This is a genomic window from Streptomyces sp. WZ.A104 (assembly GCF_002382885.1).
Classification (GTDB): domain Bacteria; phylum Actinomycetota; class Actinomycetes; order Streptomycetales; family Streptomycetaceae; genus Streptomyces.
The window spans coordinates 201,937-228,432 of the sequence record NZ_NWVL01000001.1; the positions used below are offsets into that span (position 1 = coordinate 201,937).

Here is a 26,496-nt window from a genome sequence, read left to right on the forward strand (position 1 = left end):
ACGACGATCAGGATGGGTCCCTGTTCACCCGAATGAGCAGGGAATCGGACGACTCGTCACCTGCCGGATACGCTCCCAGGATGGATACCAGGCGCCTGCTCCGCACCTTCGCCATCGGGATCGGCACTGCCGGCCTCCTCATCTCCGGCTGCAGCGGCGGAGGCTCGTCGCCGAGCGCATCGGCCACCGGCACCGCGGCCCCCGAGGAGCTGTCGTCGTACTACACGCAGAAGCTGAGCTGGCGCGACTGCGGGGTGGAGGGGTTCGAGTGCACGACGATGAAAGCGCCGAGGGACTACGAGAAGCCGGACGACGGCGACATCGGCCTCGCCGTCTCCCGTAAGAAGGCCACCGGCCCCGGCGAACGGATCGGCTCGCTCCTGGTGAACCCGGGCGGCCCCGGCGGCTCCGCGATCGGCTATCTCCAGGGGTACGCGGCACTCGGCTACCCGGCTCCGGTCCGGGCCCGCTACGACATGGTGGCCATCGACCCGCGCGGCGTGGCCCGCAGCGAACCGGTGGAGTGCCTGACGGGCAAGGAAATGGACACCTATACCCAGGTGGACCAGACACCGGACGACGAGGCGGAGGTCCAGGAGCTCAAGGGGGCCTTCGAGAAGTTCGCGGCGGGCTGCGAGAAGCGGAGCGGCGAGATCCTCCCGTACGTCTCCACCGTCGACACGGCCCGGGACATGGACATCCTGCGGGGCCTGCTCGGGGACGAGAAGCTGCACTACGTCGGCGCCTCGTACGGGACCTTCCTGGGCGCCACGTACGCGGAACTCTTCCCGGACCGGTCCGGGCGGCTCGTCCTGGACGGGGCGATGGACCCGTCCCTCAAGGCCATCGACATGAACCGCGACCAGACCGCGGGCTTCGAGGGGGCCTTCCAGTCCTTCGCCGCCGACTGCGTCAAGCAGCCGGACTGCCCGCTGGGCACCACGACGACCGCCGACGCGGCGACCGCGCTGAAGCAGCTCTTCGCGGACCTGGACGCCAAGCCGATCCCGACCGGCGACGACCGCGAGCTCGGCGAGTCCCTGGCGACGACCGGGGTGATCGCCGCCATGTACGACGAGGCGGCCTGGCCCCAGCTCCGCGAGGCCCTGGAAGGCGCACAGCGCAGCGACGGCTCGGGCCTCCTCTCGCTGGCCGACAGCTACTACGAGCGAGAGCCGGACGGGAGGTACGCGAACCTGATGTTCGCCAACGCCGCCGTGAACTGCCTCGACCTCCCGCCCGCCTTCGACGGCCCCGACGCCGTGGAGAAGGCCGTCCCCGGCTTCGAGAAGGCCTCCCCGGTCTTCGGCCGAGGCTTCGCCTGGGCCTCCCTGAACTGCGCCTACTGGCCCGCGAAGGCCACCGGTACCCCCCACCGCACCGAGGCGAAGGGCGCCGACCCGATCGTCGTCGTCGGCACCACCCGCGACCCGGCCACCCCGTACAAGTGGTCCGAATCCCTCGCCGCCCAGCTCTCCTCCGGCACCCTGCTCACCTACGACGGCGACGGCCACACCGCGTACGGCCGGGGCAGCGACTGCATCGACACGGCGATCAACACGTACCTCCTGGACGGCACCCCGCCCACGGACGGCAAGAAGTGCACCTGACCCCCTGACCTGTCCGGCCCCGTTCCGCCCCGTCCTGACCTGCGTAAACGTCTCCGGGGGTGCCCTGTGCGGAGCACCCCCGGAAACTGTGTAGACTTGGCCCCGCTGCTGATCGCACCATGGTGCGACGGGGCGCGCCGCCTTAGCTCAGTTGGCCAGAGCAACGCACTCGTAATGCGTAGGTCTCGGGTTCGAATCCCGAAGGCGGCTCAGTGAAGGCCCAGGACAGATAGCCTCTGACCTGGGCCTTTGTGGTTTTCGAGGTCAGATGTCGTGGGTGGGGTGCTCAGTTCGAGGCTCCATGATCGCCGCCGGTGGACAACCGGTGGACAGGCGTGCAGTGAGCGTGCAGAGCGGTGGACAACCACATGGCCACCGGTGGACGGTGACCGGCCGGAACTGAGCGGGCGTCCGCGGTCCATCGGAGCCCGGCGGCCGGAGGCGTTCTTGGCGGGTTCCCATAAACCGGACGACCTGCGGCTTCGGCTGATGGAGAATCACCAGCCTTGACGTCGGCGAGGCCGGCGGCATACCCGCTGCGTGATCCGGACGCGGTTGAGCTCGACGAGGACGACGACGCTGACTGCGACAACGCACGTGCTCCTTGCTCAAGGACAGGCGAGACGAGAGGAAAGGCGGCGGACGGCAGGGCACGGCCGCCCGGAGGGTATGGGCGGCGCCGCAGGGGTCCGGCCGAGGAAGGCGCACTGCGGGTCGCAGCGGTCCCCACGCTCAGGCAGTTCGTCCAGGTGCCCCACCGTGCGGTGCAGGGACGCGGTGAACACGGCCACTCGAAGGGAACACCTCCGACGGTAATCCGGTACCTAGGTACTGGTTGCAAGCTCCTGCGAACGGGTGGATCACCCGAACCCTTGGCCGCGCCTGAGCGAGACCTCCATGTGGAAGGGGCCGGGCACCTCGGGTGCCGACCCCTTCCACATGGGGCGCCAAGGACTGATAGCGGCAGGTCATCCGGCAACTCAGCGAGGCTCGCGGCAGCCTCCCAGCCCCGGTCCTTGGGAGGGAAAGCCTGCCCACCTCGTCACCTGTCAGGCCGGTCTCACGACCCCGCCCTCAGAGCCATGCCGAGGCGCACGCCGAGAGCTGTGGGTATCGAACCTTTATACGAGAAGCCACACCTGAGGTCGATGTTTGCCGCACCGATGAGATGACGACTCGAACCTCACGCTCCGTATTCACCATGGCGGCCAGGGAATCACTGCATTCGCCCTCGATGGCACATGCCAGAGGCATCACCTTGTGGGATACGCCCAGCAGGTCGCTGCCCGCTGGCCCTCTCTGCGGGCAGGCCACCCGTTCGAGGGACGGCGGAGTTCGATTACCTGGGGCTAGCATTCCTTCACGCTCAAGCCATGCAATTGCACGATGGGATTGCATGGCTCTCCCACCTGCGGCGTTCCCCGACCACTACGGGTAGGCGACAGAAACAATCCGATAATCGAACTAAAGGGAGGCTTGGCGTGGAGAATTGTAGAAACGGAATCCCTGCCAGCTCGTTTGATGCAGTATGGACAAAGAGCCACAAGAGTGCGGCGAACGGCCAGTGCATCGAGCTGGCGCCGATCGAGAAGGGTGTCGTCGCACTGCGTAACTCCAGGGACCCCCACGGTCCGGCATTACTCTTCACTGCGGCAGAGGTTGACGCCTTCTTGGACGGCGCTCGGAAGGGCGAGTTCGATCACCTGACGGCGAACTGAGGTCAGGCAAAGAGGAGTTCGAGCGACACGCGGACTATCGTCATGCCATCATCGGGGCGTAAGCGTCGATGAACGGAGTTCGCGTGTCTGCTGTGCCCGATGACCCTGTTCCCTTGTTCCGTGCTTTCGCGCGAGAAGCGACGCCGACGGCCGCTGCCATCATGCTCGGAGTGGACCTTCGGCGCCTTCGGGGCGGGATGCCCGCGAAGGTGGCCGCAAAGGCGATTGATGCTTCGGTCTCCAAGATCAGTCGTTTGGAGAGAGCGGAGAGCCCTCCCGATATTCGAGACGTACTGACACTGGCGGACCGCTACGGGGTGGACCTCGAGACCAGGGCGGCACTCGAGCGGCTCACCATCCGAGCCAAAGAGCCGGAGTGGTTCCAGCCCCACTTCAACGATTGCACTGCCCAGTGGCTTCGCCGGCTGTTCGGACTGGAGAGCCTGGCCACCGACTTGATGAACTACGAGTCCGGCGTTGTCCCCGGCCTCCTTCAGACCTCGGAGTACGCGAGGGAAGTCATCAGGACGGGACTGCACGGCTGTGAGCACGCAGAGGTCGACCGACGGGTCGAACTGCGAGAGGAACGGCAGCGCCGCGTCTTTGGTCAGGCATGTCCCCCGCGGGCGACCTTCCTGATGGACGAGGCCGTTCTGCGACGCCGCGCCGGCAGCGACCAGGTCATGGCCGGGCAGATGTGGAAGCTGCTCGAGATGTCCGACCTGCCTCACGTCAGCATCCGCTTCGTGCTGGAAGACGCTGCTATCGCGGCGAACGCCGCCTCCGCGGGCTCAGGTTCCATGACCCATCTCAAGTTTGGCCTCGGCGGACCGCCGGAGATGGTGTACCTGGAAGGGTACGAGGAGGCGAGCTACCGCACCAAGGAAGACGATCTGGAAAGGCACGTCCAGCTGTTGCTCCGTCTCAGTGCGGAAGCCGCCGCTTCGAGGGCCGAGAGCCGTCGAATGCTGATCGAAGCCTTCAAGCGGTTCACGGTCTAAAGATCAAACGGATAACGGAACGCCGAGCCTCCTCACTCCTCCGGAATCTCCGCGAGTCCTCCGTACTCTGTCCACTCGATGCTGCGCTGTCGCTGACGCAGATCGGAATCGGGGCGCCAGTCCGTGACGTCTACCAGACCTGGCCGCTTCACATCGAGACCCTGGAAGTAGCCGTGTACGTCGCTCTCGGTACGTACACGGCCCCAGTTTCCGTGGGTGAGCTCCAGCATGAGATCTGTCACCTGGCTCCGCAGCCGTGAACTGTCACTGACCAGGTGGCAAATCACTACAAAACTGCCAGGCTTCAGCTTGTCGATGACTCGCCGGACGAGCGCACCTGGCTTCGCCGCATCCGGAAGGCAGTGCAGTACAGAGACGAACAGCGCGGCCGCCGGCTCGTCGAGGTTGATGAGATGCTCGAATTCGGGGTGGTTGAAGATGAACTCTGTATCCGCCATGTCCGAGCCGACTATGGCCGTTCGATCGTTCTCGTCCAGTAGGGACTTCCCGTACCCCAGGACAACAGGGTCGTTGTCGACGTACACGACTCTGGACGACGGATCGACCGCCTGCGCGATCTGATGCACGTTGTTCTGCGTCGGCAGACCCGACCCGAAGTCGATGAACTGGCGGATCCCGTGCTCCTCAGCCAGGACTCGCACGACCCGCTCCAGGAACCACCGGTTGTTCAGAGCCAGCGCCTTGGTCGTCGGCGCGGCCTCTAACAGCAGTTGACATGCGACTTTGTCCACATCGAAGTTGTTGCTGCCACCAAGCAGCCAGTCGTACATCCTTGCCGCGCTCGGCACGGTCAGATCAACAGGCTTCTTGTCCAGCAACAGACAGTCCCCTCAAGCGAGTTAGAGCCCTGGGTGCCAGAGCGGTAAGGGGATCAATCCTAGGAGGGCACGGCGAACTGCACCACCGCCAGTAAGGGTGACAGTGGCGCAAGACGGCGAACTGAGGCATCCGACCGGCTGGTCGGGCTCACTCTGTGCGCCGGGGCGGTCGTGGAAGATCTGTCTCATTCCTCCTCGGGGTCGTCGAACGCTGACGGGAGAGACCGCTTCGCCGTCAGGAGGGCTGCCGCGATCGCGGAGCGTTCTACTCCCATGAGCCCCGCGGTGGTATCCACGGAGAGCTGAAGTTTCCGGTTGAGCACAACAGCGTCCGCCACTCGACTCGAGAGCGTTCCGTAGAGGTTGTCGACCAGCGGATCCCGACAAGCAGCGTGCCTGGCTGCCGCGTCCACATTCAGACGGAGACGGAGCCAGACGGCTGCGGCTGGCTGCGGGCCCTGCAACAGGGCGGGCCATCGACTGGCTGTCTCGGTGAGCGTCGAGTTGACCGTGGCTGCTGCGGCCCCTTGGCTGACGACCCGGGCCAGGGCGTAACGGAGGTAGAAGCGCCCGTTCGTCTGGACAAGGGCGGTGAACTCAAGCCCGCTAAACGGCCTGGACGGCGCCTGCACGCACTGGGGCACACCGTCAGGGTCACGGCTCAGGCGATGTGCCCCTACAACCGCATGGGGGCAGTAGAGGCCGGCGTGCGAGTAGGGGGCATTCCTAAGGTCATTTCGGCGCCACATGGTTAGTCCTCAGGTTTCGCGCAGCTCTGGTGATGCCAACAACAGAGGGTCATTGGCCGGGCCGGGCTGTGGCCGGGGTGGTCCTGGCGCATGCAGCAGGACCACCTCAAGACGCCTACCTGCCTCGGAACCAAGCCAGCTGGGCGCTGGCCTGCCACGTGAAGCTCGTCATGGTGATGAGAAGTGCCGACTTCGTGGGATCGACCTCTCCGTTGGCGACGAGCATCCACACAACCACCGCGAACGCCAGCAGGGCGCTCAAGCGAACTGAGACGGCCCCGGCGATGAACGCACGAAGCCCCACTGCGGCGATATTGAAACTGGTACCGTGAAATTGCCCGGAGGGAACCTGCGTGTACCCTCGGCGAATTCGGTCAAGCATTCGCATTCCTGTTCTTGGTCGTTTCGCATCCCAGGGAGTGGCAGCTACCACCCCTGGGACGGGCCTCTTGAGCGAGGTAGGTAGGACGCTACAACGCAGCGAGCGACCTGTAGGTCTGCGATGCCCCTCCTGCAAAGTCAGATAGTGGGGCAGTCGGAATTTGATCAAATTCAGTCACGATTGCTCCACTTCGCAAGTGTGGTGCTGTCGTTCGGTCACCAGTGAGTCGGCCTAAGGCTGGTGCCCTGTGCAACCGCCTTGAGTTCTGCGATCGGCCGCCCGAGTCGGCTCCTCGCCTCGCGCACCAACAGCCGCACGCTCATCGTTGTCAGCAGCGCCCTCAGTGCCGAGCGGCGATACGCGGACAGCCGCCTCACCCGCATACTCGGACGCGACCGACCAGGAAGGTCCTGGAGACACGGGTGGCCCGTCGGCATCGCTGGCGGGCCACCCGTGTTCCGGACCTCTACGAGTCGGAGACCCGCCGCCCGTTGATCCACTGCACCGCAGCTGTCTCCTCGCGGGGCAGCATGGCGTTGATTTCTGGACCAAGCCAGCTGAACCATTCACGCTGATCATCAGAGAGCGGCCCTTCTGGGCCACGCCAGTCCGAGATGAAGGCCAGTAGACGGGCGGCCAACACGTCCGGTTGGAAGCCGCCGTCGGGTTCTGGATCCCACGGTCCGACTCCCGACACGACGAACGGCAGGCTGCCTTCGAACGGCTCTGCTACGACGACGTGGCGATCATCCGACTTGAGCCGCGTCCGCAGCAAGTACTTCCAGTCGATCTCAGGCCGCTTCGGGCCCCCCTCAGTCGGCTGCTGACCGAAGAGCGGAACCGGCTCGGAGGTCAGGCGCAGCAGCACCGTTCCCGTGGGATCGGACTCCTCGGGTTCGGCCGGAACAGGGATCTCATACACGTATTCGTGCAGTTCGCCCTTAGCTCGGTGCTCGTCTCGGATCGTGCGGTTGAGCCAATCGCTCATCGGGCCCCCTACTCGTCCGCACCATGGTGGTGCTCTCGCTCGTCGCGTCAGGATGGCACACGGCTCCGGTGACCAACTGATCGTTTCAGAATGAAGTTCGGAGTCGTCGCAAGCAGAGCATGCTGCAGGCGAGTTGGAGCAGGCCAAGGTGGAGATCGGCTCGTATCTCGTAGCGGATCCGGAGTCGTTTGAACTGGTGGAGCCAGGCGAAGGTCCGCTCCACGACCCAGCGGGTCTTGCCTAGACCGGAACCGTATGGGACGCCTCTCCGGGCGATCTTGGTGGTGGTCAGTAGTCGTCGCGTTCGGAGGGCTGCCCGTACTCCTCGTTGAGGTCGCAGGCGCACGTCCCGCCCGTGTAGGAGGTCTTGTCGCACTTGTCGTGGTGGTTCCGCTGTGCCGATGACGTCAGCGGCACAGCGGCGGGCGTCGGGGCGGCCTCGCCCTAATCCATGCTCAGCTTCGGGTCGCGTCGGTAGTCAGCCGTTCTACGCTGCCCTCATGGCACGCACATGGACAAGAATTCACGAGCATCTCGGATGCCCACCCGGGCCTCTCACCTTCGACATGGTCCGCCGGGCCACGGACGACAAGCTGGACGAGTTCGACGACCTGGACTGGAAGGAGCCGCTCCCTCAGCCGCCCAGGGACGGTCGTTGGAACGAGTTCGCCAAGGACGTCGCGGCCATGGCGAACACCCGTGGTGGTCTGATCATCTACGGCGTAGAGGACAAGACGACCCGCTTGTTGGGCATAGACCCCCAGGAAGCCAACCTGCAGCAGTACGCGCAGTGGATCCGCAACCACGTCCACCCATACCTGCCGGACCTGGACATGTTCGAGCTGACCGATGGAACGAGGTCCGTCTTGGTCGTCGATGTGCCGGCCAGCGAGATGGCACCGCACCTGGTGTACGGCACCGCCGCCAAGGACAAGGATCAGCAGGCCGCGGTCGTCCCCTATCGGGACAACGACCACACCGCCTGGATGGCGGAGCATCAGGTCGAGCGCGCCTACCGCGACCGCTTCGCCCGTGTTGGCCTGGCAGAGGAACAACTTCAGCGCCACATCGACTTCACAACCAGGACCATCACTGCGCACGCGTCCGTGCCCTCGGCATGGTTCATCGCGGTCTCCCGACCGCAGCGGCCCCTGCCGCGCGGTGCCTACACGATGAGCCAGCAAGAGGCACGGGAGGTCCTGGAGGCTGCCGAGATGCGAGCCCGCGCTCTGCACGGGAGGCCGTTGGTCCCAGGGCCTCTGGTCGGTATGGGGCCGGACACGCTGCTCAACCCGCGCTCCGGCCTGCGCCGCTGGGTGTGCAGCAATTTGGAGTCGCCCATTAACCGGGAGATCATCACCGAGCTGCACTACGACGGCACTGTGGTGATGGCCGCCAACCTGTCCTTCATCCGCGAGAGCGAGGAGCCTCCCGGTCAGGACGATGACCTCCTCGTATCCGAGCGCCTGGTGACGGCGTGCTGTTATGACTTCGTCGCCACCGCGCAGGAGCAGCAGAGGAAGCTGCGCCTGGACAGCGCGCTGCAACTCACAGCGGTGATCATCTCCGCTGACAAGCCCAGAGCCCTGGCACCGCTCACCTCGCAATGGGGCGATCTCCAAGGCCGGGAAAGCACACTCCCCTACGCCCGCCGGCCCCACTACATCCAACCCGCGCACACAGCGCTCTCCCCGGTGTCGGCGGATGATGAGGGGCGCGGCAGCGCCGACGAACTGTGCACGGACCTGATGAACCAGTTCGGGCTGTAGTTCAGACCGGAGGCCATCGGCTGTGCCATTCTCGGCACTGCCTGGCCGGCCCTTCGCTGATCGATCGATGAGTGCCCCCGCCCGGCACGGCATCATCAGGAGATGGCCTCCACACCAACGCCCCCACCGACCTACCTGGATCGGTTGCGGTCGGGCCTGGACCTGATCGAAGCGGCCTTCGTGCAGATCCTGGCGGACTCGCAGATCCGGAACACTGACCCCAACCGCGGACGCGGCTACGTGATGCACGTTGGCGCTCCGAAGTGGGGCTGGGTACCCAGCAACCCAGAACTCGAGGCGCGACGCATGGAGCTGCTGGGCCAGGTAAGGGAATGGGAGCCTTTGTTCCGGCTCCTGTTCCCGCATCCGACGCCCGAGGTCACCAAGCGTCTTGAGCAGAGCCTCGGCCTGTTGCTGCGCTGGCTTGAGCGCCCTCGTGACACGACGGTGCCTTCCACCACCGACAAGGCCACCGGCCACGTGCGTCACGCCGTGACCACCCTCCGACAGCTGGGGGAGTTGCTGCCCCCTGACCTCTGGGCAGTACGTCTGGTTGTCGACACGAACGTCTTGCTGGACGACCCCGACGTAGCGATCTACACACCGCTGCTGGGGAAGCGGTACATGGTCCATCTGATGCCGACTGTGCTGCGGGAGCTGGACGACCACAAGCGCGCCGGACGTAACCCCGATATCCGGGACGCGGCGCAGAAGGCCGACCGCCGCCTGAAGGGGTTGCGGACCAACGGCGACATGCGGCGCGGCGTCCGTGTCGCGGGTGATGTGCACGCCGTTTTCGAGCACATTGAACCCAAGGGCGACGGGTTGCCGAATTGGCTGGACCTGACTGTGCCTGATGATCGCTTGGTGGCCTCCACTCTCCTACTGCAGTCCCGGCATCCGGGATCTTCCGTCTACGTTGCGAGCGACGACATCAACCTCCAGACGAAGCTCGCCGCCGTCGGACTGCCTTTTCTGCAGGCACCATGACCGGACCACGGGCGTTTCGTACGCTCAGGACATGACGATGACGCCGCAGGAGTTCGAGGATCAGAAGGAGACCTTGGAGCTGATCAACAGCGAACTTGCGGCGCGGCTGGCGCGACAGTCGGAGTCGGGGGCGAAGGTGGACACCAAGGCCATCTTCCTGGTCGGGTTCGCTGCCACAGCCGCCCAGTTCCTGGCTTCCCGGGGCTTCGAGCCGTTCACCGGCACTGCGGCCTTCGTGGCGTATGCAGTTGCCATTGGCTTCGGTATCTCGGTGTTCAACCTCGCCGCGTACGAGGACATCAAGCCGCGGGATGTCCTGGACACCTATGGGCGATCGGCGAAGGGCGCGGCGCTGGGGGCTCTTGCCGGAACGAGGGTGGGCATGTTCGAGAAGAACGACGCCCTGCACCAGCGGAAGACAAGACGTTGGACGGTCACTCTGGCCGCTGTCGCCGCAGGAATCTCCCTCTCGACTGTCAGTCTCGTACTGCACACTAACGGGCATGACAAACGAACAGAACCAGGGAAACCCGCCCCCGCCCCCACCTCCTCCACCGCCCCCGCCCAGCCTCACTGACTCACTGAATAATCCGGCTCTTGTGGGCACGGAGAAGAGGAACGAAGGCGAGCCCGCGCGCAACAGAGCGAAGAACAGGGGACAGACCATGGAACGGCGCTGACCCGCCCCACCACACCTTGCTCGCCGTGGCGAGACAGCAAGAGGCCCCGGGCAGCTTCCCTCTGACCGGGGCTCCGTTTCCGTTCGCCGTCAGGCTGAACGATTCTGCTGGAGTGCCTCGCCCTTGCGCGGTGGCACCATCCTCGGCAGTTGAGGAGCCGCGTCCGTCTTCGGCGCGATCTCGGGGACAGCCGCCAGCTGCTTGCGGGCGTGCGGTACGAGCTGCACGACCTTCTCGGCGGCGTCGCGAGCGAGGTCGTCGAGGACGGACTGGTAGATGTCCCGCGTGATCCGGGTATCGGAGTGGCCGAGCGTTTCCGAGACGATCTTGATGTCGACTCCGGCCGCGAGCATCAGCGTCGCGGCGACGTGACGGAGGTCGTGGAGGCGGATGGGTGGCAGGCCGGCCGCCTTCACGAGGCGTTCGAACAGGTCGCTGACCTTGCCGGGGTGGAGGAGGGAGCCGTCCTCCTGGGTGAAGATGCGGCCGGTGTCCTGCCAGCCCTCGCCCCACGCTTCGCGTTCCCGCTGCTGACGTGTCTTATGGGTGAGGATGCCCTCGTTGGTGTCCTCGTCGAGGGCGATCAGGCGGATGCCGCTGTCGGTCTTGGGCGCGCCCTCGTGGACCTCCCAGCCGTCCTGGACGAGCTGGGTGGCAATCGCGAGTGAGTGGCCCTTCGCGGAGTGGTCCTCCCAGCGGACACCGCAGGCTTCCCCTCGGCGGGTACCCCGGAAGGCGATGAGCCGCCAGAGCATGTACAGCCGGTCCCCCGCGACGAAGTCGAGGAAGACGGCGGTCTGCTCCGGAGTCCAGACCATGACCGGCGACGGCTTCTCGCCGGTCTCCAGCCAGCGAGCGATGCGCTCCTCGGTCCAGATCAGGGCCTTGGGGTTCGTTCCCGGAAGCAGCTCGACGTGAGCGGCCGGGTTGAAGGCGGGCATCACCTGCTGGGCGATGGCAACGTTGAGCGCGGCCCGGAGCGTGCTGCGGATGTGCGGTTGGGTGTTCAGCCCGGTGATCCGCCGGAACGGCGGCATCGCGTCGAGCTGGGCGCGGAACCACTTCCGCCGCGCCCGATTCTCGGCCCCCTTGTTCGGCGTCGCTTTCAGCTCCGCTTGGACTGCCCGGCGCTGGGCGTTCTGCTCCTGGATCTCGATGTTGCGCTCGTTGATGGCGTCGAACATCTTGTCGATGTGGTGGACCCGGAGCTTGTCGAGGCGAAGGTGTCCGAGGTGGGGCTTGAGGTGGACGCGTATATCGCACTCGTAGCGATTCGCTCCGGTCTTGCGCAGACGCTTACGTCCGGCGAGCCAGGTGTCCAGCCACTGCGCGACGGTGATCTTGGAGTTGAGCTTCTGTCCGGTCTGGAACCGGCGGCGGGTCTCGTCGTAGTCCGGCAGTGGTGCCTTGTCCTTGACGCAGTTTTCCAGCATGTTGCTGATCTGCGTCTTCCCCCAGGCGTCGTCCTTTTCGGGGATGGCCATGAGGGCGCGGACCTTGTCCAGCTCCTCCTGGGCCTCGGTGGAAGTCTCGAAGCCGCCGCGACGGAATCGTCGCCGACGGCCGTCCTGGGCGGGATCCAGCTCCTGGAAGACCCCGAAAGTCCCGTGCCGCCGTGACTGGAGCTTCGAGCACGAGGCCCCGAGATCCTTTCCGGTTTCGGGGTCAGTGCACCGGCACCGCCGCGTGATGGTGCCGTTCTTCACTCACTCTCCTCGGCCTCGGGGTGTATGTCGGGCTGGTCGACGAAGGAGAGTCCGTCGGGAAGGGCTGGCGGGGTGAGTCCACGCTGGAGCATCCGCTGTCGGTAGGCGCGCAGCTCCTGGGCATCCTCGAAGGCGTGCTCCTCGTAGCCCTCGGCGCGCTCAAGGAGGGTGGCCCTACGGGCCCGGTCCAGCGTGATGCTGGCCGCCCGTCGCCGCTCCTGGGCCAGGGCGTACGAGGACGTCGCGGCGGCCACCAAGTCGCCGTGCCGACGGAAGGCGTCGAGGACGCCCCGTGGGGACTTCTCGGGGGCGGTCGCGTCGAGAGGAGACTCACCGGTGAACCACGCGACCGCGTCCCAGGTGGAGACGGTGCGGCCCGGCAGAACCTCGACCGTCGAGGAGGAGCCGAGCGGGAAGAGGAGGGTCACCGGAGGGACGCTCAAGACGTCCGCCAGCACGGCGATGTCCGCCACGGTGATGCTCGTCTTGCGCCCGGACTCCAGGTTTTTCATGGAGTGCTCGGTGAGTTCTGGCAAGCCGCGGGCGGCGCAGCCCTGAGCAACTTCGGCCATGGTGAGGCCGGCCGCCTTGCGAGCCTCGCGTAGACGCTGGGCGATCCGACCGGTGAACGCTGTCGACCATTGATCAGGTGTCATGGCTACACCTTAGGGATGCAAAAGGTGTGGCTGCAACTGAGTGATACACCTGATGTGTCACTACTGCACGTAATATCCTTTGGAGGGCATCATGGCGGCATCGGACTCGTCCCGTACTGCGAGGGGGCTGACGGGCGACGAGCTGCTCGCCCTCCCAGCCGTGATCGACCTCGACACCTCGAACCAGGCGCTGATGATCGGACGATCCACGGGATACGGACTCGCGAAGCAGGGGAAGTACCCGGTCAAGGTGCTGCGCCTGGGCAACGCCTATCGAGTTGTGACGGCCGACCTGCTGAAGCTGCTGGGTCTGGAGCGCGAGCAGCCCGGCGGCGAGCGGGACGGGGCTGAAGACGGGCGCCACGGTCTCGCCGCCTAGGTGGAACCTTGGCATGTGCGGCAAAGACCAGCAGCCGTCGGGCGCCTCTTCGGCATACTCCTGGGCGGACTGACGTCACAGACCGATAATGGGACCGATGACTGAACGACACCTGATGACGGCGGAGGAGACCCGCACGCTCGTCAACGGTGCGCTCACGGACCCCACCATCGATCTGGCCACCGCTCTGGGAGTATCGCTCGCGTTCCGCGAGGGCCTGCGAACTGTGGTCCTCGCCTCGCTGTCCCGCGCGGACTACCACCCCGCCGTCGGGGAGGTGCCAGGGATCCTGACCTATCGCGATGGCGACCAGGTGCGCGCCGCCAAGCTCTCGCCGGAGTCCGAACTCCTCTTTGCGGCTGTCCTGGACCGGTGATTGCGCCGTTCGGGGCGTTCGTCCGCCTACTCGCCGTACGTCCACCGAATATCGGCGCGGATCGATGGCTCAGCGCACCGGACCGGCCCCGGAGTCAGATGCCGTCGGCGATCTACCCGCAGGCCAAGTCGAAACGGCGCAGCGTAGCGACCTACGCGTCGCTCGTCCGCACCAGCGCACCGTGATCGTTCGGCTCGTACGTACGGCCGGAGTTCTTCTCGATCTTCCGAGCGACTTCGGAGGCCAGGTCGACGCCGTTCATCTCCGACAGACCTGCCAGGTAGAGGAAGACGTCGGCCAGCTCCTCCCCGAGGCCGGCCTCGCCCTTGCGCCAAGCGGTGAAGGCTTCACCGACCTCGGCGGTGAGGAGGCCGAACTCCAGTGCCGTGTCGCTGGTGTTGAACCCCTTGACGAGCTTGTTCTCCCAGGCAAGTTTCTGGGCGTCTTCGATTCGCAAGGCTCCTCCAACGGCGGTACAGCAGGTGCTCCAGGAGCCTAGCGGGAGCCGTGTGTCGACGTGCTGGTTTCGGCGAGCAGTCACCCTGTCGCAGGGAGGTCGAGGGCCGAGGTGTCGATGGTGAGCACGTGGGTGTAGTCGGCGAGTGTGGAGAAGACCGTCTCGTACCCCTTCACCAGGGCGGAGACCTCCTCCAGAGTGACCGCCTCGCCGTCGCGTCTGAGAAGCCGCTGCCGGATGACGGCAGGCGGTGCGGTCAGGTGGATGAGGACGCCGGAGCGCTCGATGACGCTCTCGGCCAAGTCGATCGCCTGGGTCCAGTTGATCCGGGAGCGGCCCCGGTGGAGAGGGCCGTAGACCAACTCGCTGATGAAGCACCGGTCGAAAAGGATCCGCCCCTCCCCGGCGAGGATGGTTCTGTAGCGGCTGGCCAGGTCGAGATGGTCGGGAGTCTTCGGTGAGTGCACTACGGCGAAGCCGTGATGCGTCCCCAGGCGCTCGGCGAGAGTGCTCTTGCCGACTCCGTCGCAGCCTTCCAGGACCACGGTCTCGTATCCGCCGGTCATCTCGTCGAGGTTCATACGGTCAGCCAGGACAGGACGGCCTCGCCGCTGTCGAGGTGGGCGTCGGCGGCGTACTGGACCATGAGGTTGCGCCAGTTGGGCTCGCGGCCATGGGCGTGCGTGAACGTGACACGTGGCTGGAAGGCCGCGATCCGTACGCCGCTGGCCAATGCCGCACCGATGAGCAGCGCGGTTCCCGGTGGGGTCTCCGGGCCGGAGACGTCAGCCAGCAGCCGGGCAGCCGAGCGCACCGCGGTCAGGTCGGCCAAGGCTCCCGCCACCGGGCTCGTCGCCGTGAAGCGCTGGGGCACCATGACGGTGTGGCCGGCATCGACACAGGCTTCGGCCAGGGGATCTCGGCCCCAGGCCGTGTACGGCGATGCCTCGACGTACATGTGCGTACCGATGTCGGAGGGGGAGCCCGTCCGGAGGGTACTGCGGTCCGGGAGGGCGAGCAGGGTATCGACGGCCTCGTCGAGGGCGGCGCCCGTCTGGGCCGCGTTGCGTGCCCGGAAGCCGTGGAACCGCGACTGGTCCGGTGCGGGCGACAAAGTCGGTGGTCCGAGCTTGGGCACGCGCACGATCTGTGTGGCCACGGCCTGGATGAGCGGGTCCGGGAATTCGAGGTGGGCGCCGGTCTCGGTCATCGAGTAGGTCTGGAAGTCCGTGCTGACCACGATGACAGGAACGTCGGAGGCGGCGGCGTATCCGATCTCCATGCAGACCCCGTCGTCGAGGCTCGGGCCGTGCAGGATGGCGATCATGGCGTCGAGGCGGCCGAGGCGGTCGCGGTCCAGCTCGAACAGGCGGCGTCCCTTGACCTCGGCGACGAGGTCCTCCTCGTCGGTGTCGCAGAAGGGCAGGAAGACGCGATCGGGGCCGATCTTCCCCGCGAGCCGGTCGGCGAGGTCTGCGGCGAGAGCACGGTCGTGGGCGGCGAAAAGCCGATGGGCTATGTAGACGGACACAGGGAGAGGCCCCCAAGTCGTAGGTCACCCGCGTCGGGGCGCGGGGATCGGAAGGAATGGGGCTGCGACGTACCTGGATGCCGCTGCCGTTGCTTCGGACAGAGCTTGAGTGGCCGTAGCACCGCGCGAGCGGTGGGCCAGAAAGGTGCCGGCCAGTGTGTCCCCGGCACCAGAGATCTCGTACGGGAACTGAGGGGGAGGCACGGCGGAGGCGATCCGACGCCCGAAACCGCGGACTACGGCGGCCCGGGGACCATCGGTGACCACCACCTCCGGCAGCGTGCCGCAGTCGACCACCTGGTCCAGGAGCCGGTATTCGGCTGTGTTGAGGAACAGAGTTGTCGCTTTCGGCAGCCAGGGGGCAGCAGCGCGGATCATCGCCTCCGCGCTCGGCAGGAAGAAGTCCACGCTGAAGTCCGCCGCGAATTCAGCGAGTCGGCCGAGCACCGCCGGAACCTCCAAAGGACGGCGGCAGCAGACGTGGAAGGTGGCGCGCGGATGGGCATCCACGTGCGCGAGCGCATGCTCGGTCAGGATCTCGGCCACGCCGTAGTCCGTACCCACCCCCACCAACTCGCCCTGCGGGTCGTACTGCAGGTCGAAGGTGGTGGATGGGCCGTCAGCCTGGAGGCGGGCCGACCAGTCGAGTACGTCCAGGCCCGGCACCTTCGGGAGATGCGCGAGATCGTTTCCGAGGACGCAGACCGGGGCCGCTCGGCGGCCGGCCCGCGTCGCCGCCACGGATACGAACAGGGCCGCCCCGCCGATCCGGGAGCCCCCACGGTCGTCGGGGTAGCGGGTCAGGTCCAGGCTAACGTTGCCGATCACGTCGAGCCGCTCCATGCTCTCCCCCCGGTTCTTCGGCGACCGAGGTCGAGTGCGGGCAGCCGACGACCTTTGTACAGACCGGTCGCCGGTCGCAGAGCTGAGGTGCGGGGCCGTTGAGGTAGAGGCGTTTGAAGTAGATGAGGACGAGATGCACCCACCAGGTCGGCTCCACTCCGGCCGGGATCGTGACCTGGTAGCCGTTGGTGGTGACCAGTGCGCGGAACTCGGCAGATCGGGCTCGCACTGCCGCCTCAAGGACGTGCCGCATTCGTTCATGTGCCACCGCGCCCGAGGGGAGGGTGATCCCCAGGACGGGCGCCAGTTTGGAGACCATGCCGGAATCCACCGGGATGATGCCGCAGTGGTATCCGCGGGCGGTGAGCAGCGCGCACTGGGCGACCTTGTACGAAGCGCCCCGCACCCGCGCCGCGAAGTCGAGAACCAGGGCGTCGAGATCGACGGACTCGGCAGCCGGGTCGATCCCCTCCTTCTCCCAGTTGCGCAGGAGTTCGGCGAGCGAACGCAAGTAGCCGATCCGGGCCTGAGGCAGGCCGATGGGCCGGACCAACGAGGCTAGTTCGGAGTCCGTGTCCGCGACGAGATCGTCGAAACCACGGGAGGCCGCCGAGGCGATCACTCCCGCATACGTCCCCACCATCCGGTACGAGACCCTGGAGGACCAACCGGCAGCAAGCATCCGGACCCGGGGGTCGCTGATCGAGGTCGGCCACCACCGGTTCTCGTCGTGATTCGCCTCTACCTCGGCCCGTACATCCGGCAGGCCGGCGGCGCGGGCAACCAGCTGGTAGGTACGCCGGACTTCAAGCGCCTTCGGCTTCACGCGTTCGATGGTCATGAACCGACTCCAGCAGGGGCTCGGGCAGACAGAAGCGCTATGGCGAGGTTGGACGAAAGTACCGGCTTCCCGTACCGGTGCTCCAGGTGGGCGATCACCGGCAGGGTGTGCCACCCGGTACACGACAGGACCACTGCTCCGGCGGCCTCGACGGCGGACTCCGGTAGCTGCTCCACCAGGGCAAGCACCTGGTCCGGAGTGACCTCGGGGTAGCCGTCGACCAGGCCCAGACTCACGTGCGCGAGGACCTCCACGCCGGCCTCGGCGAGCGCACCAGCTTCCGCTTCGGTCACCGGGGCGGGATAGGGCGTCGCGAGAACAACCCGTGCCACCGAAGCCTCGGTCAAGGCCCGCAGGAGAGCATCGAAGGCGTTGAACACGCCGCTCGGCAGTGGGGGCCCACCGGTGAAGCCCACCGAGGTGCACGCCAGCACCACCGCGTCGAGCCGGACGTGTGACAACGAGTCCAGCGCTTGAGCCGATGCCTCGCGCAGCCCTTGCCAGAACGAAGCGTCGATCGCCGTTGTCCTGGACGGGGGCACGAGCCGCGCATGGTGGAAGACCGTGTGGCGTAGGCCGAGGAGCGGTAGCTCGGTCTCCACGGCGACATTGGCCCAGGGCAACAACAGCCCAACACGGACGGTGCGGTTCGCCGCCGCGTCCAAGGCGGCGAGTGTCGCGAGTGCCCCGTCAGGAAACGGATTCAACGCGCTCTCCAAAGATCACGCGCGGCGAGTGATCGGTGACCACCAGATCACCGGTAGTGCCGAGCGGAACCGCCGCGCCACGCTCGACGACCTGGATGGAGTACGAGCCCAGCCGCCGCCAGTACGTGCCCTCTTCGCTGATGAAGTAGGAGTGCAGGCCGGGCACCCGCAGATCGGTCGGGTAGACCCGCTCCTTCATCGGCTGGTCCCAGGTGAAGTCGATATCCGCCTTCCACGACGCGAAGTGCTCGGCTGACGGCAGTGGTTCCCGCTCGCCGAGCGCGGCGAGCGGGGTTCCGGGGAAGGCCCTCGCCAGGCGTACGTTCGTCCGGTGGCACAGCAGGACGGCATCGAGAATCGCGGCCAGGCCGCGAAGGTTCGCCATGTGGGTGCGGTGAGTTTCTCCGGGGAGACCGTAGATCAGGTTCAGGCCCGGGAGGAGCATCGGCAGCCCCCCCGGTCCGCGAACGGCGCCCGCCTCGTTCACGTGCTCCACGGCGCGCATCAGGATCTCGGGCGTGCAGGTAAGGGTGTTGCGCTCGATGACCACCGGGTCGAAGCTCTCGATCCCCATCGGCGCGCAGTTGCCCTCGGTGCAGAAGTCCGCCACCAGCTTCGCGATCCGCAGCCCGACGGGAGCGGCGACGGCGAGGGGGTCCGCGTTGTCGATGTGGAGCACCTCCAGCTCGGGGCAGCGCTCGCGGATGCCCCCGAGCAGGGCGCGGATCGCGTTCTCGTCCCGCTGGCGGTAGGAGAAGAAGCAGGTCTGCTGACCGAGGCGGAAGTTCCGGACGCCGGCGGCGTAGAGCTGGGCAGCTTCGGCGACGACATCGTCGACCTCGCGGAAGACGGCGAGAGGTGACTTCGTGGGCTCGTTGCAGAAGTTACAGAACTTGCGCCGGGTGCAGCCGCGGTACAGCTCCATCTCGGCGATCGGACGCCAGGGCATCTGGTCGACGAGGCCGGTGAAGGAGTCGCGCTCCCGTCGCACCTGCTCGTAGTCGGCCGGGCGCCTGCTACCGAGCAGGAGGTCCCCGGACGTCACGGTGTGGGTGTGGACAGCGTCGAACAACCCGGCGTACTCCGCAGGGGCGGACAAGGCGTAGGTGGACAGCGGACCAAGCAAGTAGCGGCGCCCCCGCGTGCAGGCGAGCGCGCGAGCAATCTCCTCGACCGACCCGTTGACCGCGTGCAGATGGACGGACGGGACCGCATCTCCAGCGATGACGATCACAACTTCGGCGTCTCGCAGGAGCTGGATGGCAGCATCCCGGTTGACGGTGGTCGAGTACGTGAGCCGATCGCTCAGGGGCGGTTCGACGGCGGGCTTGCCTCCGGCCAGACACCACCGGACATCGTCGATGGTCAGGTACCTGACGTCCGCCTCGGGCCGGGCCCGCCGCAGTGCCGACCAGGCGGTCCGGACGTAGGTCGACAGGTAGGGCGGTACGCCGAGGCCGCTCGGCTCAACGGTGAAGCAGTCCAAGATCACTACAGGCTGCATGTGGGTCTCCCTCCGGCGCTGGGGACATCGGCGGTGTTCCAGCGGCATCCTCGCCGGGAAGGCCGTGGGCCCGCAGCTCTCTCAGTGTCGGTGCTCGCCCGGCTCAGGAGGAGGGGGTGACGGGGTTGTTCGGTTGTACGGAGGTTGTATTTCGGTGGCTCTGTGTCCGAAGGCTGGGACGCAGGGTGATCCACAAGGCATCATCTACACATGGGCAGTTCAAAGGCGAGCGGCGAGGCCAACACCGCCTTCACGGCTGTGCTCGCGGAGGCCGGTTGTTCGCACGCGGCTCTGGCGCGCAGAGTCAACGAACTAAGCGCGCTCCAAGGGGAGGTGTGCCGCTACGACAAGGCGTCGGTGAGTCGATGGCTAGGGGGCATGACCCCACGAGGCCGCACACCGGAGTTCATCGCTGCCGCGTTATCGGGCTTCTTGAGCCGACCTGTCTCCCCTGTGGACATCGGCTTCTCTGAGCAGCCGCAGCGGCCCGTCGTTGCACGGGCCTTGACGTACCGTGAAGATGTGGGTGAGACACTTCATACGCTCGCGGAGCTTGGCTCGACCGATATCTCGCGGCGCAGCCTCCTCGGCGCGGTTCCGTACGTCGCGACTGCTCTGATGGACCCCCAACGGCAGTGGCTGCTCTGGCTCCTTGAGGACGATCAGGCGCCCCGCCTCGCCGTAGTCGCAGGCAGTGGCCCCATCGAGCAGGTCCAGGCGATGATCGGGATGTTCGACGAGATGGACAACCGCTTCGGCGGGGGCGTCGTCCGAGCGAGCGTCGTGAACTATCTGAGCGCCGAACTCGCCCCGAAGCTCCAGCAGCGCAGCATGCCCGCGCATCAACGCCGACTCCTGTACACCTCAGCCGCCAAGCTGGCAGCGATGGCAGGGTGGTGCTCGTACGACTCCGCTGACTACGGACTCGCGGAACGCTACATGATCCAGGCGCTGAGGCTGTGCGCCGAAGGGGGCGACCGCGTCCTCGGCGGCCAGATCCTGGCCGGCATGTCGCACCTCGCCACCAGCCTCGGAAACCCCGCCGAAGGAGTCTCGCTGGCGAGAGTCGGTATCGCGACCGCTAAGTCTGCAGGTAGCCCGCTCGGGCTCATGCGCCTGCACGCCATGGCCGCCCGGGGCTACGCAGTTTTGGGTGATTCTCGGCGGGCGACGGCTTCCCTCCTGGAGGCCGGCAAGGACCTGGAGGCCAGCCACGGCCCCGCCGAGGAATCACCGTGGGTTCGCTTCCTGGACCACCACTATCTCGAAGCCGAAGCCGCACTCGTCCACCGCGATCTCGGCGAAGCAGGGCAGGCCGAGCGTCTCGCCTTGGCGTCCGTCGAAGCGAACGGCGACCGTCGCCGTCGACAGGCCATCAGCCGCTCTGTGCTCGCGACAGCGTTCATCCAGCAGAACAGGCTGGATGAAGCGGTTAATACCGCTAGCAACGCCGTGGATCTGCTCGCAGGAGTTCACAGCGAGCGGTCTGTCCAGGCACTGCGTGACTTCCGTACACGTCTTGCTCCTCACCGGGGCGAGGCAGTTGTCCGGGACTTCGAACGGAAGGCCCGGCCGATACTCGGCACAGCAGCCTGAACCGCCGGTCAATACCCCTCTGGCGTCGGCGCGTTCTGACCTCTGTCGACCGGCAGGTTGATCCCGGTCACCGCCCGAGACTGATCGGAGAGCAGGAAGGCGATCACGTCCGCCACCTCCTCCGGCCGTACCAGCTCTCCCCCTGGGAACTCGGTGCTGAACTGGTCGAAGGCCGACGGGTCCTGCCGGCGCATTCGGTCCCACCGCTTGCCCGGGATGAGCATCGAGCCGGGCGAGACCGCGTTCACACGGATGCCGTCGTCGGCCAGCTCTCTGGCCAGCGACGACACCATCTGGATCTGGGCGGCCTTCGCCGAGCCGTACTGAGCCTGCGGCCCCGGCTTCCATCCGGAGATCGACGCCACCACAACGACGGATCCGCCCCCGGCCGCCCGCAGGTGGGGGGTACTCTCCGCGATCAGCTGAGCGACGTGGCCAACGTTCATCTTCCACGTCGTCACCCAGTCCTCGGCGGACGCTTCGGTGATTCCCCTTCCCCGCGCCCCGCCCGCGCAGGCGACGGCACCGTCCAACCCACCGAGGGCTGAGGCGGCCTCTTCCACGAACCGCTCCAGCAGCTCCGGCTCGGAGACGTCCAAGGGCCGGACGAACAGAGGAGCAGACGTGTCAACTGAACGGCGGAGTTCTTCCAACGGCTCGGGCTTTCGGGCGCATGTCGCCACATGCGCTCCCTCGGACAAGAGCAGCCGCACAACGTGTTCTCCCAGGCCCCGGGAGCCTCCCGTCACCACAATGCGGCGGCCTGAGAACCGCCCAACTGCTCGCTGCCCGCGGTGATGCTCTGTGCCCGTCATCCGTACAACCCTTCACCAACCGTGCCAACCTGCATGGCCGAAGACACCCTTCGTGCCCCCTTCTTACCGGGCCGCCGGAGCGCTTCTCTTATGGCGTACCCGGTCCGGGGGCAACCGTGCAGTCGGCGAGGAGCCGGCCCCGGTCCCTCGGATTCAGGTAACAGCACGCCCCCGGGACACAGGTCTTTCACTGCACAGCTGCCGAGCCCGGGTCAGACAGTCCCCACCACGAAGCGAGCGAGAGCCAGCGAACGCACCCCGCGCTCCTCTCCCAACTCGGGAGGCACATCATGTCCCAGGCACCACACCCGTGTAACACGCTCGAATTGGCAGACACTCCCAACGCCGTGCCCTTGGCGCGGCTGCACACCGCCGATCTTCTTTCCCGGTGGGGCGTGCCCGCCCAGGCCGCGGAGACGGTACAGCTTCTGGTCTCGGAGCTGGTCACCAACGCCGTGCAGCACCCTCAGGAGCAGGGAGAGAAGACCCAGGTCTCGATCCTCTCGTCGCGGAACACGTCTCGGACCTTCGAGCTGACTCTGGAGATGCTCTGGGACGCCGTGCGGGTGTCGGTCCGGGACCGTGACGCACGGCCGCCCGTCGTCAAAAAGGTCGGAGTCGAGGCGGAGAGCGGGCGTGGGATCTTCATCGTCGCGATGATGAGCAGGAACTGGGGTCACTACCCGGCCGTGGGCATACCCGGCAAGGTGGTCTGGGCCGAGGTCGGGCTCCTCCCCATTGGATGTGTCGGTGAGGACGAGAGGGCTGTACGCCCTCCCGGTCGGCCGCCGTCGGGCGAGCCCGGAATACCGAGGGCCGCGCCGGCAGACCCGAACGTGCTCGGCCGCGTGCTCGTCGGTGTCAGGGAACTCTGAGCCGTGGCGGCGACAGATCGAGTCCACCAGGTTCCCGCAGAGACGAGGGAGCTGTCCTTCTGGGAGCGCCACTTGTTCGCCGGAGTGCGGATGGTGAGTCCTGACGAGCAGGCAGTGATAGCCGCGACACCTCGCCACCGGCCGGACCAGGCCGGTTGCCTCCAGGACTCCGCTGTGGCGAGGGAGACGGCTGTCACCTCGTCACCAATGTGAGATTTCCACAGACCCCCTCTCCGGTGTCGGGTGGTGTTCCCCCGCGACGCCCGGCATCGGAGAGGTCCAACTACCCATCATTCTGCAGAGGATGGCGCGTTCGATGTGCCCTCATACCCCGCCGTGTCCCACGGCTGACGCGGCCGACCACCAGGCCGCCCGCGTCTCCACCGCCTGTCATGAACAGGGGTGGTGCCGCCTCTGCAATGGCGTCGTGCGGTTCGAGGACACCGGTGCGCTGCTGCCGGACGGCCGGCTGATCCCGCCCCAACGTGACGCCCTCGCCGGTCGGCCCTCGTGACCACCGTGCGGACCCGTGCTCCGCCTCCCGAGCCCGCAAAACCCTGTTGGACCGCCCCCTCCGCCCCGCGACCCACTGACCGTCCCACCAAGGATTTGCCGTGATTCCCGTACCTGTTGTTCTCGATGCCGCTCACGTACCGCCGCTGCCGCTGGCCTTGAAGGTGAGCGGGGCGCCCCAGCCGCTGGTCCCGACCCGTCCGCTGCCGGGGGAGCGCTTCGACGCCGGCCTCCAGGTCCGCGTCGACCGCGACGGAAGCCCGGTGATCCAGAGCGACCAGTACCGAGCATCCAACACCGGGGTCAGTTTTACGCATCTGCGGCCCGGGGACTGGGTCGTCAGCGATGTGGACGGTGCGGCGTGAGCCCGATCAAGACCGACGGCGACACCGTCCTCGTCATCACCGCCCGGGACTCCGATACCGGGGACGCGGTCACCTTGGCCCTCCAGGACCTCGGTGTCCGCACCGTCCGCTTCGACCTCGCCGACCTAAGCCGCACGGTCAGCGTGAGCGCCCGGTGCGACGGCGGCCAATGGCAGGGAACGCTCACCGTCAGATCCCGTGTCACCAGACTGCGCGACGTACGGTCCGTGTTCTGGTGCCACCCAACGCCCCCACGGGTCTGGATCGACGGCATGACCCAGGCGGAGACGCAGTGGGCCTCCCAGGAGGCGCTTGCCGGACTGGCCGGAGTGCTCGGCACCCTGGGCTGCCTGCACGTCAACCACCCGTCGGACATCCGCCGGGCGCAGGTCAAGGCCGGTGTGGTCGCTGCCGCTGTACGGGCCGGGCTGACCGTACCGCCCACCTGGATCGGGAGCCTGCCGTCCGGCGCTCGCCGGTTCAACCTCGGCGCCCCGGACGGCATCGTCACCAAGACCCTCACCGTCCCGCAGATCACCGAGGGCGACCATCACGTCCGCCCGCTCTACACCACGCCGGTGGTGGACAGCGACCTGGACGCCGTCGCGACCGGTATCACCCACCTCCAGCACCGCGTCCTCACCGACTACGCCGTGCGCGCCCACACCATCGGCACCCGGACCATCGCAGTCCGGATCGACGCGCACACCACGGCAGGCCGGACGGACTGGCGAGCCACCCCCGAGTCCCTGATCTACACGCCGATCACCCTCCCCACCTCGGTCGAGGACTCCCTGAACGCCCTGGTGCAGGGCTACGGACTCTCCTACGCGGCAAGCGACCTCCTCGTGGACAGCCACGGCAGGTGGTACTTCGTCGACCTCAACCCGGCCGGGCAGTACCGGTGGCTGGAGAACGAACTGCCAGACCTCGGCATCACCCAGGCGCTGGCACAGCTGTTGGCCGGAGATTCCGAACGTCCCAGACGGAACGGCCTCACCGCAGCGGCGCAACAGCTCACCTCCAACCGGGCACGTCCCGCACACCGTCAGAAAGGCATTTGATGGCAAACCTGAGGTTCGTCTGCTGGAACCTGGAGAGAAACGGAGCGGGTGACCCGGAGATTCGGCGGGCCGCCGCCGAGACGCTGCGCCGCCTCCAGCCGGACATCGTTTTCCGGCAGGAGATGTTCCGTGCCGACGAGCGCGGACACACGATCTTCAACGAGCAGTGCCGCGAGCTGGACATGCAGGGCGTCCTCGGCCCCGGGGCGTGCACCGCCATCCTCTTCAACCCCCGGCGGTTCCACCTCGTACGTGACTGGTCGGGCGACCGAGGCCCGCACTTCGTGCTTCCGCCCACCGCGATCACTCTGAGCTTCCCGGAGGCCGGACCCGACGCGTCGCCCTTCAACGCGGTCAGCTTTCATTTCGCCTACGCCAGCGCGGAACAGCGCCACCTGGAGGCCGAGTGGACGACGACTTGGGCCGACAAGGGGTGGCTGGCTCCTGATGGCAGTCGCCTCGTGCTGCCGGCCATCTTCGGCGGCGACGGCAACAGCTTCCCGGAGCCGGGTACGGCGGGCGACCTACCCCTCCCCGACCTCTCCGCCATCAAGGACCGGCCCCACCGTCTCCACCGCTCGCGCCGAGGCCCCGATGGTGTCCGCGTCCCTGACTCTCAGCGATGGTACGCAGACGCTGTGCGTAGCGGTGATCGGCTGGTTCGCCGAACCCTTCCCACCACTCGGCCGTCGTGTCGAGGATCTCCACGACCCGCTGAAGAACGCCGTCGCCCGGGGCGGTCACTTCGCTCAAGTTGGCGACCATGTCGCGCGTATGCGTCGACGCCTGGATGTGTTTGGCCAGAAACCCGAGGCGGTCGCCGAGGCTCGTCTCCGGGATCCAGGGGGGAGGCATGTCGTGTTCCAGCAGGTCAGGGTCGCACGAGACATCGAAGCCGTCGGCCCGCAGCATGTCGAAGGCCCGGGTCACCACCAGCCGCTGCTCCTCCGGGTCGGTCATGGCCGAGGGCAGCCGGTAGTAGTGCTCACCGCCGAACTCGACGGCGGGGACAAAGCCCGTGCGGTGGAGAACCGCGTCGGCGGCGACGTCGTGAGCGAACCGTTTCGGCTCCGGTCGTGGAGGTACGCCGAGCTGATCCAGACGGGTGTCGACGGCGGCCAGCAACCTTGTGACGTCGCCGCGGTGCTGGGCGTGCGGGCCGTCCGGCTCCGAGTCGTAGATCACTTCGTAGGCTGCCGGCTCATCGCTGCGGTGGCGGGTGACGAGCCAGCTCTCGGGATACCCGGGTGGGTGCTTGCTGGACGGTTCCTGCGGCGGCGAGATGATCACGTCGCTGCCGTCTGGAAGCGAGGCATGGACGAAGTAGTCGCTGAGGCCGTACTCGACGGTGCAGACCAGGCCGCGTTGCCGAAGGGGGGAGGTGAGGTGCCCGTACCCGCGTTCCTGCTCCGGGTCGCTGTCCGGCGCCCGTGAGGCAGCGGGTCCGCTTGTACGCGCGGTGATATGCGCGCCCTCCCGTTGGAGGGTAACCAGGGGCTGATCGGGGGGCATTGATGGTCTCCGTGGCCGAGCGCCCCAGAG

The 26,496-nt window shown here is 66.9% G+C and carries 28 protein-coding genes, 1 tRNA gene and 1 pseudogene; 14 read left to right on the plus strand and 16 right to left on the minus strand.

Translation table 11 applies throughout. The features are described from left to right. The first annotated feature begins 80 nt into the window (after nucleotides 1-80). From CIB93_RS00885 to CIB93_RS00900, 4 genes are all read left to right on the plus strand, one after another. A complete protein-coding gene (locus tag CIB93_RS00885) occupies nucleotides 81-1,610 on the plus strand; it encodes an alpha/beta hydrolase (RefSeq protein ID WP_096622961.1) in 1,530 nt (509 codons plus the stop codon). Between the two features lie 136 nt (nucleotides 1,611-1,746). After that, nucleotides 1,747-1,820, plus strand: a tRNA-Thr gene (locus CIB93_RS00890). Nucleotides 1,821-3,091: 1,271 nt separating this feature from the next. Then, nucleotides 3,092-3,328, plus strand: coding sequence for a DUF397 domain-containing protein (locus CIB93_RS00895; RefSeq protein WP_257001947.1), 237 nt, complete (start codon nucleotides 3,092-3,094; stop codon nucleotides 3,326-3,328). A gap of 83 nt (nucleotides 3,329-3,411) precedes the next feature. Next, nucleotides 3,412-4,329, plus strand: coding sequence for a helix-turn-helix transcriptional regulator (locus CIB93_RS00900; protein WP_179499904.1), 918 nt, complete (start codon nucleotides 3,412-3,414; stop codon nucleotides 4,327-4,329). Nucleotides 4,330-4,361: 32 nt separating this feature from the next. On the opposite strand, the gene CIB93_RS00905 is transcribed toward CIB93_RS00900, so the two are convergent. The 4 genes and pseudogenes from CIB93_RS00905 to CIB93_RS38545 all read right to left on the minus strand — a co-directional run bounded on the left by CIB93_RS00905 (nucleotide 4,362) and on the right by CIB93_RS38545 (nucleotide 7,704). Continuing rightward, a complete protein-coding gene (locus tag CIB93_RS00905) occupies nucleotides 4,362-5,168 on the minus strand; it encodes an SAM-dependent methyltransferase (RefSeq protein ID WP_257001948.1) in 807 nt (268 codons plus the stop codon). Between the two features lie 1,597 nt (nucleotides 5,169-6,765). Beyond that, entirely contained in the window at nucleotides 6,766-7,287 is a 522-nt protein-coding gene (locus CIB93_RS00920; protein WP_096622971.1) for a hypothetical protein, read from the minus strand. Nucleotides 7,288-7,372: 85 nt separating this feature from the next. Then, a pseudogene (locus CIB93_RS00925) lies at nucleotides 7,373-7,564 on the minus strand (transposase); the annotation flags it as partial. Between the two features lie 11 nt (nucleotides 7,565-7,575). Then, the gene (locus CIB93_RS38545) at nucleotides 7,576-7,704 is read right to left on the minus strand and encodes a hypothetical protein (protein ID WP_257001954.1); all 129 of its coding nucleotides are present in this window, start codon (nucleotides 7,702-7,704) and stop codon (nucleotides 7,576-7,578) included. 83 nt (nucleotides 7,705-7,787) lie between these two features. On the opposite strand from CIB93_RS38545, the gene CIB93_RS00930 reads away from it, so the two are divergent. The 3 genes from CIB93_RS00930 to CIB93_RS00940 all read left to right on the plus strand — a co-directional run bounded on the left by CIB93_RS00930 (nucleotide 7,788) and on the right by CIB93_RS00940 (nucleotide 10,623). Further along, on the plus strand, nucleotides 7,788-9,056 hold the full coding sequence (locus CIB93_RS00930; RefSeq protein ID WP_179499905.1) for a helix-turn-helix domain-containing protein: 1,269 nt from the start codon (nucleotides 7,788-7,790) through the stop codon (nucleotides 9,054-9,056). A 102-nt stretch (nucleotides 9,057-9,158) separates the two neighbouring features. Continuing rightward, on the plus strand, nucleotides 9,159-10,046 hold the full coding sequence (locus CIB93_RS00935; RefSeq protein ID WP_096622975.1) for a PIN domain-containing protein: 888 nt from the start codon (nucleotides 9,159-9,161) through the stop codon (nucleotides 10,044-10,046). Between the two features lie 31 nt (nucleotides 10,047-10,077). Further along, nucleotides 10,078-10,623 (plus strand): hypothetical protein, encoded by a 546-nt coding sequence (locus CIB93_RS00940; RefSeq protein ID WP_179499906.1) that lies wholly within the window; start codon nucleotides 10,078-10,080, stop codon nucleotides 10,621-10,623. Nucleotides 10,624-10,815: 192 nt separating this feature from the next. Here CIB93_RS00940 and CIB93_RS00945 read toward each other — a convergent pair whose 3' ends face one another. After that, nucleotides 10,816-12,432, minus strand: coding sequence for a site-specific integrase (locus CIB93_RS00945; protein WP_096622977.1), 1,617 nt, complete (start codon nucleotides 12,430-12,432; stop codon nucleotides 10,816-10,818). Further along, nucleotides 12,429-13,088, minus strand: coding sequence for a helix-turn-helix domain-containing protein (locus CIB93_RS00950; protein WP_096622979.1), 660 nt, complete (start codon nucleotides 13,086-13,088; stop codon nucleotides 12,429-12,431). The genes CIB93_RS00945 and CIB93_RS00950 overlap by 4 nt, the downstream gene beginning before the upstream one ends. Nucleotides 13,089-13,179: 91 nt before the next feature. Between CIB93_RS00950 and CIB93_RS00955 the strand changes: the two genes are divergently transcribed. Continuing rightward, nucleotides 13,180-13,467: a hypothetical protein gene (locus CIB93_RS00955; protein WP_096622981.1), complete on the plus strand. Its 288-nt coding sequence runs from the start codon at nucleotides 13,180-13,182 to the stop codon at nucleotides 13,465-13,467. A 97-nt stretch (nucleotides 13,468-13,564) separates the two neighbouring features. After that, entirely contained in the window at nucleotides 13,565-13,843 is a 279-nt protein-coding gene (locus tag CIB93_RS00960; RefSeq protein ID WP_143659968.1) for a hypothetical protein, read from the plus strand. 151 nt (nucleotides 13,844-13,994) lie between these two features. Here the strand turns inward: CIB93_RS00960 and CIB93_RS00965 are convergent, their stop codons facing one another. The 7 genes from CIB93_RS00965 to CIB93_RS00995 form a co-directional block, all read right to left on the minus strand. Next, nucleotides 13,995-14,300: a MazG nucleotide pyrophosphohydrolase domain-containing protein gene (locus CIB93_RS00965; protein WP_096622985.1), complete on the minus strand. Its 306-nt coding sequence runs from the start codon at nucleotides 14,298-14,300 to the stop codon at nucleotides 13,995-13,997. 80 nt (nucleotides 14,301-14,380) lie between these two features. Next, a complete protein-coding gene (locus tag CIB93_RS00970; protein WP_096622987.1) occupies nucleotides 14,381-14,881 on the minus strand; it encodes a hypothetical protein in 501 nt (166 codons plus the stop codon). Continuing rightward, nucleotides 14,878-15,831: a nucleoside 2-deoxyribosyltransferase gene (locus CIB93_RS00975; protein WP_096622989.1), complete on the minus strand. Its 954-nt coding sequence runs from the start codon at nucleotides 15,829-15,831 to the stop codon at nucleotides 14,878-14,880. The genes CIB93_RS00970 and CIB93_RS00975 overlap by 4 nt, the downstream gene beginning before the upstream one ends. A gap of 24 nt (nucleotides 15,832-15,855) precedes the next feature. Further along, complete coding sequence (locus CIB93_RS00980; protein ID WP_257001949.1) at nucleotides 15,856-16,659, minus strand: carbohydrate kinase family protein; 804 nt, start codon at nucleotides 16,657-16,659, stop codon at nucleotides 15,856-15,858. Beyond that, nucleotides 16,643-17,515, minus strand: a complete 873-nt coding sequence (locus CIB93_RS00985; RefSeq protein WP_096622993.1) for a hypothetical protein — start codon at nucleotides 17,513-17,515, stop codon at nucleotides 16,643-16,645. The genes CIB93_RS00980 and CIB93_RS00985 overlap by 17 nt, the downstream gene beginning before the upstream one ends. Next, nucleotides 17,512-18,180: a hypothetical protein gene (locus CIB93_RS00990; protein WP_257001950.1), complete on the minus strand. Its 669-nt coding sequence runs from the start codon at nucleotides 18,178-18,180 to the stop codon at nucleotides 17,512-17,514. The genes CIB93_RS00985 and CIB93_RS00990 overlap by 4 nt, the downstream gene beginning before the upstream one ends. 25 nt (nucleotides 18,181-18,205) lie before the next feature. Continuing rightward, complete coding sequence (locus CIB93_RS00995) at nucleotides 18,206-19,726, minus strand: radical SAM protein (RefSeq protein WP_096622997.1); 1,521 nt, start codon at nucleotides 19,724-19,726, stop codon at nucleotides 18,206-18,208. Nucleotides 19,727-19,936: 210 nt separating this feature from the next. On the opposite strand from CIB93_RS00995, the gene CIB93_RS01000 reads away from it, so the two are divergent. Then, nucleotides 19,937-21,322 (plus strand): hypothetical protein, encoded by a 1,386-nt coding sequence (locus tag CIB93_RS01000; RefSeq protein ID WP_179499907.1) that lies wholly within the window; start codon nucleotides 19,937-19,939, stop codon nucleotides 21,320-21,322. A gap of 8 nt (nucleotides 21,323-21,330) precedes the next feature. Here the strand turns inward: CIB93_RS01000 and CIB93_RS01005 are convergent, their stop codons facing one another. After that, on the minus strand, nucleotides 21,331-22,137 hold the full coding sequence (locus tag CIB93_RS01005) for an SDR family NAD(P)-dependent oxidoreductase (protein WP_096622999.1): 807 nt from the start codon (nucleotides 22,135-22,137) through the stop codon (nucleotides 21,331-21,333). A gap of 290 nt (nucleotides 22,138-22,427) precedes the next feature. On the opposite strand from CIB93_RS01005, the gene CIB93_RS01010 reads away from it, so the two are divergent. The 4 genes from CIB93_RS01010 (at nucleotide 22,428) to CIB93_RS01030 (ending at nucleotide 24,954) form a co-directional block, all read left to right on the plus strand. Next, nucleotides 22,428-23,012: an ATP-binding protein gene (locus CIB93_RS01010; RefSeq protein ID WP_096623001.1), complete on the plus strand. Its 585-nt coding sequence runs from the start codon at nucleotides 22,428-22,430 to the stop codon at nucleotides 23,010-23,012. A gap of 316 nt (nucleotides 23,013-23,328) precedes the next feature. Further along, nucleotides 23,329-23,526 carry a DUF5999 family protein gene (locus tag CIB93_RS38550; protein ID WP_096623005.1) on the plus strand — a complete coding sequence of 66 codons (198 nt, stop codon included), beginning with the start codon at nucleotides 23,329-23,331 and terminating at the stop codon, nucleotides 23,524-23,526. A gap of 100 nt (nucleotides 23,527-23,626) precedes the next feature. After that, complete coding sequence (locus CIB93_RS01025; RefSeq protein WP_073804751.1) at nucleotides 23,627-23,890, plus strand: hypothetical protein; 264 nt, start codon at nucleotides 23,627-23,629, stop codon at nucleotides 23,888-23,890. Then, the gene (locus CIB93_RS01030) at nucleotides 23,887-24,954 is read left to right on the plus strand and encodes an MvdC/MvdD family ATP grasp protein (protein WP_096623007.1); all 1,068 of its coding nucleotides are present in this window, start codon (nucleotides 23,887-23,889) and stop codon (nucleotides 24,952-24,954) included. The genes CIB93_RS01025 and CIB93_RS01030 overlap by 4 nt, the downstream gene beginning before the upstream one ends. Here CIB93_RS01030 and CIB93_RS37370 read toward each other — a convergent pair. Further along, nucleotides 24,939-25,349 (minus strand): hypothetical protein, encoded by a 411-nt coding sequence (locus CIB93_RS37370; RefSeq protein WP_143659969.1) that lies wholly within the window; start codon nucleotides 25,347-25,349, stop codon nucleotides 24,939-24,941. The two genes, CIB93_RS01030 and CIB93_RS37370, sit on opposite strands and share 16 nt — an antisense overlap. Nucleotides 25,350-25,503: 154 nt before the next feature. Continuing rightward, nucleotides 25,504-26,466 (minus strand): hypothetical protein, encoded by a 963-nt coding sequence (locus CIB93_RS38555; protein WP_257001951.1) that lies wholly within the window; start codon nucleotides 26,464-26,466, stop codon nucleotides 25,504-25,506. Nucleotides 26,467-26,496: the final 30 nt, after the last annotated feature.